This is a genomic window from Streptomyces sp. NH27, assembly GCF_056859195.1.
In genome coordinates this window covers 1-10,663 of record NZ_JACEGK010000258.1, presented here as the reverse complement: position 1 = coordinate 10,663, position 10,663 = coordinate 1, and the positions used below count along the sequence as shown (strand labels likewise).

Annotated in this window: 9 protein-coding genes; 4 read left to right on the top strand and 5 right to left on the bottom strand. The window is 71.2% G+C overall.

What is annotated here, in order from left to right; translation table 11 throughout:
* Positions 1 to 125 precede the first annotated feature (125 nt).
* The 3 genes from pheA to AC13HU_RS21120 all read left to right on the top strand — a co-directional run bounded on the left by pheA (position 126) and on the right by AC13HU_RS21120 (position 3,957).
* Positions 126 to 1,055, top strand: a complete 930-nt coding sequence (pheA, locus tag AC13HU_RS21130; protein ID WP_483043476.1) for a prephenate dehydratase — start codon at positions 126 to 128, stop codon at positions 1,053 to 1,055.
* Positions 1,056 to 1,810: 755 nt separating this feature from the next.
* Entirely contained in the window at positions 1,811 to 3,109 is a 1,299-nt protein-coding gene (gene serS, locus AC13HU_RS21125) for a serine--tRNA ligase (RefSeq protein WP_483043475.1), read from the top strand.
* A complete protein-coding gene (locus tag AC13HU_RS21120) occupies positions 3,106 to 3,957 on the top strand; it encodes an HAD family hydrolase (protein ID WP_483043474.1) in 852 nt (283 codons plus the stop codon). Before serS ends, AC13HU_RS21120 begins: the two co-directional genes overlap by 4 nt.
* Before the next feature lie 55 nt (positions 3,958 to 4,012).
* Here the strand turns inward: AC13HU_RS21120 and AC13HU_RS21115 are convergent, their stop codons facing one another.
* From AC13HU_RS21115 to AC13HU_RS21095, 5 genes are all read right to left on the bottom strand, one after another.
* Positions 4,013 to 4,684 carry a rhomboid-like protein gene (locus AC13HU_RS21115; RefSeq protein WP_483043473.1) on the bottom strand — a complete coding sequence of 224 codons (672 nt, stop codon included), beginning with the start codon at positions 4,682 to 4,684 and terminating at the stop codon, positions 4,013 to 4,015.
* 242 nt (positions 4,685 to 4,926) lie between these two features.
* Entirely contained in the window at positions 4,927 to 5,718 is a 792-nt protein-coding gene (locus AC13HU_RS21110) for an ABC transporter permease (protein ID WP_483043472.1), read from the bottom strand.
* A gap of 12 nt (positions 5,719 to 5,730) precedes the next feature.
* Positions 5,731 to 6,648, bottom strand: a complete 918-nt coding sequence (locus AC13HU_RS21105; protein WP_329367079.1) for an ABC transporter ATP-binding protein — start codon at positions 6,646 to 6,648, stop codon at positions 5,731 to 5,733.
* A complete protein-coding gene (locus tag AC13HU_RS21100; RefSeq protein ID WP_483043471.1) occupies positions 6,645 to 7,544 on the bottom strand; it encodes an ABC transporter permease in 900 nt (299 codons plus the stop codon). Before AC13HU_RS21100 ends, AC13HU_RS21105 begins: the two co-directional genes overlap by 4 nt.
* Complete coding sequence (locus AC13HU_RS21095; RefSeq protein ID WP_483043470.1) at positions 7,541 to 8,506, bottom strand: ABC transporter ATP-binding protein; 966 nt, start codon at positions 8,504 to 8,506, stop codon at positions 7,541 to 7,543. The genes AC13HU_RS21100 and AC13HU_RS21095 overlap by 4 nt, the downstream gene beginning before the upstream one ends.
* Before the next feature lie 215 nt (positions 8,507 to 8,721).
* Between AC13HU_RS21095 and AC13HU_RS21090 the strand changes: the two genes are divergently transcribed.
* A complete protein-coding gene (locus AC13HU_RS21090; RefSeq protein ID WP_483043477.1) occupies positions 8,722 to 10,635 on the top strand; it encodes an SDR family oxidoreductase in 1,914 nt (637 codons plus the stop codon).
* The last annotated feature ends 28 nt before the right edge of the window (positions 10,636 to 10,663 follow it).

Here is a 10,663-nt window from a genome sequence, read left to right as displayed (position 1 = left end):
GCGGGAGGGTTGACGCGCGAGTGCCCGGCGCTGGGTTTTCGTGCGCCTCGTACGGTCGTGCGGGGCCTTGCGAACAACGATACGAGAGGGACGGGCGCGGCCGCGTGGGCCGTTAGGCTGAACTCATGTCGTCGGCGAGCCGTTACACGTATCTGGGACCTGAAGGCACTTTCACCGAGGCCGCGCTGCGCACGCTGCCCGAGTCCGCCACCCGCGAACTGGTCCCGATGGTGTCGGTGGCCGCCGCGCTGGACGCGGTACGGACCGGTGAGGCGGGCGGCGCGCTGGTGCCGATCGAGAACTCGGTGGAGGGCGGTATCACCACCACCCTCGACGAGCTGGCGTTCGGCGCACCGCTGATGATCTACCGCGAGGTGCTGCTGCCGATCGCGTTCGCCCTGCTGGTCCGGCCGGGCACGAAACTGTCGGACGTGAAGACGGTGACCGGCCACCCGGCCGCACAGGTGCAGGTCAGGCAGTGGCTGTCGAAGCACCTTCCGGACGCGGTGTGGGAGTCGGCCGCCTCGAACGCGGACGGCGCCCGGCTGGTCCAGGAGTCCCGCTACGACGGCGCCTTCGCGGGCGAGTTCGCCGCCCCGACGTACGGACTCGAGCCACTGGCCACCGAGATCCACGACGCCTCGAACGCGACCACCCGCTTCGTGCTGGTGGGCAAGCCGGCCCGGCTGGCGGCGCCCACCGGCGCGGACAAGACATCGGCGGTGTTCTGGCTGCGCGACGACCACCCCGGCGCGCTGCTCGACCTGCTCCAGGAGTTCGCGATCCGCGGGGTGAACCTGATGCGGATCGAGTCCCGCCCGACCGGTGAAGGGCTGGGGCAGTACTGCTTCTCGGTGGACGCCGAGGGCCACCTGACCGACCGTCGGGTCAGCGAGACGCTGCTCGGGCTGCACCGGCGCTGCCTGAAAGTGCGGCTGCTCGGGTCGTACCCGCGCGCCGACGAGATCGCGCCGGAGGTACGCCGCGGCGCGAGCGACGAGGAGTTCAGCAAGGCCGCGGACTGGCTGAACCGGGCGCTCGACGGGCGCGCCTGAAGGCCCTCCCGACAGCACGACCGGAGCGCGGCGGAGCGCGGCGGTGTCCACAGCCCCGCTCCGGCACGACTGCGGCCAGGACCCCGGGCACGGCCGCGGGTGCAACCGGGGCCATAATTGAGGCCCGGGCGTGACCGAAGGTGACCGTCCAGCCGGGTTGCCTGGCATTCGCCTTCGCTTTGCCCACCAGCCATCTTGCGAGTTGTCCACCGAGTTATCCACAGGCTCGGCGCGCGGCCTGTGGGTAACTGGGGACAAGTCGACAGAGAAAGCCGACCAAGTCGACAAATTGGTACACAGACACCAGGCAGTCCCGGAGTGCGATACCTCGCCCCGCGTCACCCCAAATCCCCCTCGCCATCCTCCCGGGGGAACACATCTCACTCGAAAGGGAGTGTGGAACGGGTTTACGCGGGGAATCCATAGCCGCACACTGCGCCCAGGAAATGATCTCGCCGCTTCTCCACAGATCTTCCCCACACCCTGTGGACAACCGGCGAGGATTTCCCCACTCCCTGTGGATAACTTGACGGAGAAGGGGCCCGACCCACCCCTGGGACCACTCACCGCAGTGGATCAACTCCGGTTCCCCACAGGCCGGCTGGCCCCGGAGGGGGATGGCCGGAATTGCGTTGACGCCTGACTTTATCGCCACCTTCTATCCCTTTTCTCGCCTTTCCAGCGAATCGGACATTGCTCGCATTACGCCTTTAAGTTGTCGCCGGGCCGGACCGCCGCCCGGTAGCCTGTGGACCGTGATTGACCTTCGTCTGCTTCGTGAGGACCCCGACCGAGTGCGCGCCTCGCAGCGTGCCCGTGGAGAGGACGTCGCGCTCGTCGACGCACTGCTCTCCGCCGACGAGCGGCGCAGGTCCTCCAGTACCCGCTTCGATGAGCTGCGCGCCGAGCAGAAGCAGCTGGGCCGGCTGATCTCCAAGGCGCAGGGCGACGAGAGGGCCGAACTGCTCAAGCGCACCAAGGAACTGGCCGATTCGGTCAAGGCCGCGGACGCCGAGCAGCAGGAGGCCGCCGAGCAGGCCCAGCAGCTTCTGCTGCGGCTGGGCAACGTGATCCACCCGGACGTCCCGATCGGCGGCGAGGAGGACTTCGTCGTCGTCGAGACCGTCGGCACCCCGCGGGACTTCTCGGCCGAGGACTTCGCCCCCAAGGACCACCTGGAGCTGGGCGAGCTGCTCGGCGCGATCGACACCGACCGCGGTGCCAAGGTGTCCGGCTCGCGCTTCTACTACCTCACCGGCGTCGGCGCCCTGCTGGAGCTGGCCCTGGTCAACGCCGCCATCGCGCAGGCCACGGCCGCGGGCTTCACCCCGGTGCTCACCCCGAACCTGGTAAGGCCCGCCGCCATGGCGGGCACCGGTTACCTCGGCCAGGCCGAGGACGACGTGTACTACCTGGAGAAGGACGACCTCTACCTGGTCGGCACCTCCGAAGTCCCGCTCGCCGCCTACCACATGGACGAGATCATCGAGGCGTCCAAGCTGCCGCTGCGCTACGCGGGCTTCTCCGCGTGCTACCGGCGGGAGGCCGGCTCGTACGGCAAGGACACCCGCGGCATCTTCCGGGTGCACCAGTTCGACAAGGTCGAGATGTTCGTCTACACCACGCCGGAGGAGGCCGAGGCCGAACACCAGCGGCTGCTGGCGTGGGAGAAGCAGTGGTTGACGTCGCTGGAGCTGCCGTTCCAGGTGATCGAGCTGGCCTCGGGCGACCTGGGCTCCTCGGCGTCGCGCAAGTTCGACTGCGAGGCGTGGGTTCCCACCCAGGGCAAGTACCGCGAGCTGACCTCCACCTCCAACACCACGCAGTTCCAGGCCCGGCGGCTCGGCATCCGGATGCGCGACAGCGATGGCACCCGGCCGCTGGCCACCCTCAACGGCACCCTGTGCGCGGTGACCCGCACCATCGTCGCCCTGCTGGAGAACCACCAGCAGGCCGACGGCTCGGTCCGGGTGCCCGAGGTCCTGCGGCCGTACCTGGGCGGGCGCGACGTCCTGGAGCCCCCGGCCGCCGCCTCGAACCCCGCCGCCAAGTGACCGCCTCCGAGCCGGGCGCGGTCGGCGGCCCCTCCACCGGGCCGCTGCCGTACCAGCTGATCGCCACCGACCTGGACGGCACCCTGCTGCGCGAGGACAGCACCGTCTCCCAGCGGTCCCGCGACGCGCTCGCCGCGGTGACCGCCGCGGGCGCGGCGCACATCATCGTCACCGGCCGCTCGGTGCCCTGGACCCGGCACGTCCTGGACGACCTCGGCTACCAGGGGCTCGCCGTCTGCGGCCAGGGCGCTCAGGTGTACGACGCGGGCGCGGGCAGGCTGCTCACCTCCGTGACGCTGGACCGCAAGCTGGCCGCGATGGCGCTGGCCAAGATCGAGGCGGAGGTCGGCCCGGTCGCCCTTGCGGCCAGCCGGGACGGCCTCGGCGGCGAGGTGCTGGTCGGCGACGGGTACGTCTACAAGCCGGAGTTGCCGGTCATCCACATGACCGGCACCGACGAGCTGTGGGCAGCACCCATCAACAAGCTCTACATCCAGCACCGCGAACTCGACGACGACGCGCTCGCCGACGCGGCCCGCGCGGTCGCCGGCGCGATGGTGGGCGTCGTCATGGCCGGCCAGGGCATCGTGGAACTGCTGCCGCTCGGCCTCACCAAGGCAACCGGGCTGTCGCTGGCCGCCCGGCGGCTGGGCATCACCGCGGCGCAGACCATCGCCTTCGGCGACATGCCCAACGACGTGCCGATGTTCCGCTGGGCCGGGCACAGCGTGGCGATGGCCAACGCCCACCCCGACCTCAAGGCCGTGGCCGACGAGATCACGCTCTCCAACGACGAGGACGGCATCGCGGTGGTCCTGGAGCGGCTCATGGGCGCCGCCGCCTCCTAGGGCGCGGGGCCAGGCCAAGCGCCATGGGAGGCCGTACGCACAGGACGTGGGACGCTCACGGGCGCTCCCGGCGGCCGTTCTCCCACCCCGCCGCCCTACCGTCGGATGCCGGAGCGTTCGCGGCCGGGGCGGGCGGCAGCGGCGTCATGGCGTAGCAGCACAGCCCGATCAGCACCGCCGCGAAGTGGCCGAGGTCGGTGAAGGTGCCGCCGTCCACCAGGCGGTAGCCGAAGATACCGATCAGCGCCGCCGCGTAGGGCCAGCGCAAGTGGCGCGGCAGCCGGTAGGTGAGGACCCCGGCGACCCCGGCGAGGCCGTAGCTGACACCGATGTCCACGGTGTGCGCCAGGGAGTGCGGCAGGCGGTTGTCCCGGATGTCGAGGAAAACCGCCTTCTGGCTGACCAGGGTGGCGCCCACGTGCGCGACAGCGGCGGTCGCCAGCCAGCGTGCGGTGCCGAGCCAGCGCTCCGCGGTGGCGTGCACCACCTCGAACAGCACCACGTACACGGCGAGACCGGACGGACTCTGTATCCACAGCGCGCTGGCGATCAGCACCCGGATCGGGTGCACCCGCAACTCCACCAGGTTGGTGCTGACCTGGTGCAGCACGTGTGACCGCACGTCCGCCGGCAGCAGCGCGGCGATCGCGCTGGTGAGCAGGATGATCAGCAGCCAGATGTGGGTGCCCGGGGTGGAGCGGACCCATGCCGTGACGGCGCGCCCCACGTCGCCGGGTGTGAACCGGTGGCGTGGGGCGGCCGATCCGGCGGCGCGGCCCGGAGGCGGCGGAGTGCGGTGCGAGGAGTCCTGGGCCATCCCCTCCAGTCTCGGACGGTTCGCTGTGAGACGGCGGATGGACGCACTGGCCGCGCGGGAACTTCGCCGTCTTGCCTTCAGGGTGCTCTGCACCTTCAGGCATGCCGCACGCCTGAAGGCGTGCCCCGCACTTTCAGGCGGGGCACGCCGCGCTACTCGTCACCCACCGGCTTCAGGGTGCTCAGCCGGCGGGCCGCGTACCAGGTGGCCATGACCGTGGCCACGATCAGCAGGATGACCCCGGTCGGCAGCGAGACCGCCGAGGTGACCAGGTGGCCGTGCGCGGCCTTCGCCCCGACGGCGAGCGCCCACTGCTGGACGCTGAGCGTCTGGGCGCCGGGCACGAGGTTGCCGATCACCGTCTCCCACACCAGCGCGTAGACCAGGCCGACCACGACCGCGTGCCGGGTGAGCACCCCGAGCAGCAGGAAGATCGCCGAGTAGGCGACGGACGCGACCGCGGTGGCGATGCCGTAGGCGACCGCGACGTTCTGGCCGTTGGCGTTGAGCACGTAGCCCGCGAGCAGGGCGGGGATCGCGGAGAAGACGAGCGTGACGCCGATGGCGACGAGCAGCTTGGTGCAGATGATCGTGGAGCGCCTGATCGGCTTGGCGAGCAGGTAGACGATCGCGCCGTCGTCGATCTCCGGCGCGATCGCGCCGGTGCCGGCGATGACGCCGAGCAGCGGCAGCATGGAGCTGAGCGCGAAGCCCTGGAGTATGTCGTTGGCGGTGTTGTCGTCGGCGCCGGCCAGGGCGCGCACGACGGCGCAGATCACCAGCAGCAGCACGGGCAGCGCGAACAGCAGCAGGGCGCGGCGGCGGCCGAGCAGCGCGCGGTAGGTGAGTCTGGCCACGGTGGGGTGGTAGAACGCGGAGCCGCCGGTACGGGGGGCCGCCGGCTTGGCGGCGGGCGCGTCGGGAAGCGCGGAGGTGGTGGACATGTGGGTCGCTCCTTACGCCGTGACCAGGTAGGAAAACACGCTTTCCAACGACTCGTCGGACGGCGAGACCGCGTACAGCCGGATGCCGTGGTCACGGGCGATCCGCGGCAGGTACTCGGTGAAGCCGGCGAAGTCGATCGCCTGGATGCGCAGGGCCCGCTCGGTGCGGTCCAGTTCGATGCCCGCGGTGGAACCGTGCGCGATGAGCGCGGAGGCGAGCGCGCGGTCGTCGCTGGAGCGTACGAGGTAGCGGTGCGGGCGGTCGGTCATCAGCCGGCGGATCTTGCGGAAGTCGCCGGAGGCGGCGTGCCGTCCGGCCACCACGACCTCGATGTGGTGGGCGAGTTGCTCGACCTCCTCCAGGATGTGCGAGGAGAACAGCACGGTCCGGCCGTCCGCGCCCATGGCGCGCAGCAGGTCCATCAGGTGCAGCCGCTGGCGCGGGTCCATCCCGTTGAACGGCTCGTCGAGCAGCAGCACCGACGGGTCGTGCACCAGCGCCGACGCCATCTTGGCGCGCTGCCGCATGCCCTTGCTGTAGGTCTCGATCCGCCGGTCCTGGGCGTACTCCATCTCCACGGTGGCCAGGGCTCGCTGGGCGGCGGCGCCCGGGTCGGCCAGGCCGTGCAGTTCGGCGTTGGCGACGACGAACTCGCGTGCGGTCAGGAAGTCGTACATCGACTCTCGTTCGGGCACGATGCCGATCTCGCGGTACGCCTGCTCGTTGCGCCAGATCACGGCGCCGTCGAGGGTGACGCTGCCGCCGGAGGGGGCGAGGAAGCCGGCCATCATGTTGATGAGGGTGGACTTGCCCGCGCCGTTGGGGCCCAGCAGTCCGGTGACGCCCGGGCCGATGGTCATGGTGATGTCGTTGACCGCCACCACGTTGCCGAACCAGCGGGAGACCGTGTTGATGCCGATGGTGGTCATGAAAGACCCGCCTTCCGGTAGCGGCGCATCAGCAGTGCGAAGCTGCCCGCCAGGATCGCCATGAGGACCAGCAGGTACACGATCCCGGCCGCCGCGTTGGGCGGTCCCGACGCGTGCGGGAAAGCGGAGGTGGCGCCGAGGAACCAGGTCTGGAAGCCGTCGATCAGGGTGATCGGCGAGAACAGCCCGAGCCAGCCGATGACGTGCCACTTCTCCTGGTTGAACGCGACGCCCTGCACCGCGGAGACGGCACCGTAGGTGATCACGAACAGGGTGATCACCGCGGCGACTCCGAAGCCCCTGCGCGGGGTGACGGCCGCGATCACCAGCCCGATGCCGGCGAACAGAAGGGACAGGACAGCTATGGACACCAGGCCCTTCGCAAACCCGGCGGTCTGGTGGCCGAAGCTGAGCTTCGCCAGTAGCGCGCCGATGTAGAGGATCAGCAGGGGCAGCGCGGTCAGCAGGAACAGCGCGGAAGCCAGCGCGGCGAGCTTCGCGGCCACGTAGTCGACGGCCTCGATCGGCCGCGAGAAGTACAGCGGGGTGATCTTGAAGCGCAGGTCGCGCGAGACGGCCTGCGGCGCCTGGGAGGCGACGAAGAGCGTGATGACCGCCTGGAGCACGATCGCGTACCGGGTGTACTGGACCGGCAGGTCGTTGCGGTTCGTGACGATCGTCACCGCGACGAGGATCAGTGCCGGCAGGCACATCGCGGCGAGCAGGAGCATCGGCAGCACCTTGGACTTGGCGCTGCGGCCGAGGCCGTACGCGCCGCGCAGGCTCTGCACGTAGAGGGACTTGCGGGCGTAGGCACGGCCGAGGCGGGGGCCGTCGTACGACCGGTAGCCGATGTCGTGGATGACGTCCGTGGGCGTCAGGTCGGGCTGGGTCACCGGGCGTTCCTTCCTGTGCCCGCGGGGACGGGGGCGTCCGCGTCCGCGTTGGTGTCGGCGTCCGCGTCCGCGTCCGCGAAGAGTTCGGCGATCCGGTGGCGGCGCTGTTCCATGCGGACCAGGCCGACGCCGAGGCCGGCCACCACGTCGCGGACGGTGTCGTACGTCTCGTCGCCCGCGATGTCGACCATCAGCAGGTGGCCGGTGCCCTGGGCGGTCAGCCCCGCGCCGGTCAGCGCGGCGAGCAGGTCGTTCTCGCGATCGGTGACCTCGACGGCGAGGGAGCCGGTGGTCTGGGTGAAGTCGCTGGTGGACGAGGCCCGCAGCAGCTTGCCGCCGTCGATGACGACGATGTGGTCGCTGGTGCGCTCCAACTCCCCGAGCAGGTGCGAGGTGACCAGCACCGAGATGCCGAAGTCGCTGTGCACGCGGCGGATCAGGCCGAGCATGTCGTCGCGGCCGACCGGGTCGAGACCGTTGGTCGGCTCGTCGAGCAGCACCAACTCCGGGTCGTGCACCAGCGCCTGGGCGAGCTTGACGCGCTGCTTCATGCCCGTCGAGTAGCCGCCCATCGGGCGGTAGCGCTCCTCGTACAGGCCGACGTGGCGCAGCGTGTCGGCGGTGCGCTCGCGGGCCGCGGTGGGCGGCAGGCCCGACATGCGGGCCATGTGCACCACGAACTCGGTCGCCGAGACATCCGGCGGGAGGCAGTCATGCTCGGGCATGTAGCCGACCAGGGCCCGGATCTCGGCGCCGTCCGAGGCCACGTCGCGGCCGAGCACGGTGGCTCGGCCCTCGGAGGCCGGGGCGAGCCCCAGCAGGATCTTGATCAAGGTCGACTTGCCGGCTCCGTTGGCACCCACCAGCCCGGTCACACCGGGCGTGATGTCCACGGTCAGCCGGTCGAGCGCGGTCACCCTCGGGTACCGCTTGCTCAAACTCTCGGTAGCGATCACAGTCACGGGCTCGACCGTAGCGGTAGGCGCGAGGGCCGCGCGTCGCCCGCGGGGCGGTGCTTCGTGTACGACTCACGGCTGACCACCCGTAGGGGTCGGCGCCCGATCGGGTGAAAGTGCCTCCGGGTCGGGGCCGGAGGTCTTGACGCTGCCATCGGTCGATGTCACATTGATCACTGACAGTGTTTATCGGTGCTGGGGGCGGTGACGGCGTGGACGGCATGGGCGGGACGGACGGCAGGAGCGACGCGGAGGACGCGGACCGGACAGCGGGCGCCGACGCGGGCGCGAGCCCGGGTACGGAGCAGGACGACGCCGAGCGAGAGCGCGGTCCGGCGCGGGAGCGGTTCGTGACCGGTGCCGGCGGCGTGCGACTGTGCGTGGCCGAGCGCGGTGCGGCGGCCCCACCCGGCGGCCCGCCGACCGTCGTACTGGTGCACGGCTACCCGGACAGCAAAGAGGTCTGGTCGTCGGTCGCCGAGCGGCTCTCCGACCGCTTCCACGTGGTGAGTTACGACGTGCGGGGGCACGGCCACTCCTCCGCGCCGAGCCCGCTCAAAGGCGGCTTCACCCTGGAGAAGCTGACCGAGGACTTCCTCGCGGTCGCCGACGCGGTCAGCCCGGACCGCCCGGTGCACCTGGTCGGCCACGACTGGGGCTCCGTGCAGGGCTGGGAGTTCGCCACCGTGCCCGCCACCGAAGGCCGGATCGCCTCCTTCACCTCGATCTCCGGCCCGAGCCTCGACCACTTCGGCCACTGGATCAACCGCCGCCTGCGCCGCCCCACCCCCCGCCGCGCCGCCCAACTCGTCGGCCAGGGCACCAAGTCGTGGTACGTCTACGCGTTGCACACCCCCGTGCTTCCCGAGCTGGCCTGGCGGGGCCCGCTCGGCAAGCAGTGGCCCAAGATGCTCGCCCGGGCCGAGAAGGTCCCGTCCGACGGCTACCCGACCGCCTCCCTCCCGCAGGACGCCGCGCACGGCGCCTGGCTCTACCGCGACAACATCCGCCGCCGGCTCGGCCACCCACGCCCCGATCCCGTCGCCCACGTACCGGTCCTGCTGATCACCCCCACCCGGGACCTCTTCCTCTCCGAGCGGCTCTACGACGACCTTGACCGCTGGGTGCCTCAGCTGACCCGCCGCATCCTGCCGGCCAAGCACTGGGTGCCGCGATCCCGACCGGATCAACTGGCCTGCTGGATCACGGACTTCGTGGCCGCCACGGAAGGATCGGGTGCGACCGCTCCCGAGGACGACGGACCTGGCCCCGCCGGGCGGACCGTACTCGGCCGGGGGCTGCCGGCCGCACGCGAGCGGTTCGCCGGGCAGTTGGTGGTGGTCACCGGCGCCGCCAGCGGTATCGGGAAGGCGACCGCGCTCGCCTTCGCCGAGGCCGGTGCGCGGGTGGTCGCGGTGGACCGCGACGCGGAGGGCGCCACCTCGACCGCGGCGGCCGCCCGCCGGGCCGGCGCTGCCGACGCCTGGCCGGAGGTGGTCGATGTCGCGGACGCCGACGCGATGGAGAAGTTCGCCGCCCGCACCGCCGACCTGCGCGGTGTGCCCGACGTGGTGGTGAACAACGCGGGGATCGGCCTGGCCGGCGCCTTCCTCGACACCACCCCGGAGGACTGGAAGCAGGTGCTGGACGTCAACCTGTGGGGTGTCATCCACGGCTGCCGGCTCTTCGGCCGCCAGATGGCCGAGCGCGGCCAGGGCGGTCACATCGTCAACACCGCGTCGGCCGCGGCCTTCCAGCCGTCCCGTGCCTTGCCGGCGTACAGCACCTCGAAGGCCGCCGTGCTGATGCTCAGCGAGTGCCTGCGGGCCGAACTGGCGCCCCACGGCATCGGGGTGAGCGCGATCTGCCCCGGCCTGGTCAACACCGCGATCACCAGCAGCGCACGGCACGCGGGCGTCAGCGAGGAAGAGCAGGAGCTGCGCCGGGCCAAGAGCGCCAAGTTGTACTCCCTGCGCAACTACCCGCCGGAGAAGGTGGCCCGGGCCATAGTGCGCGCGGTGCGCCGCGACACCGCGGTCGTCCCGGTCACGCCCGAAGCGCGCGGCGCGCGGCTGCTGTCGCGGATGTCCCCGGGCGCGCTGCGCGCGCTCGCCCGGGTCGATCCGCCGATGTAGCCCGGCCACCGGCCGCCTGCCCCTGCCC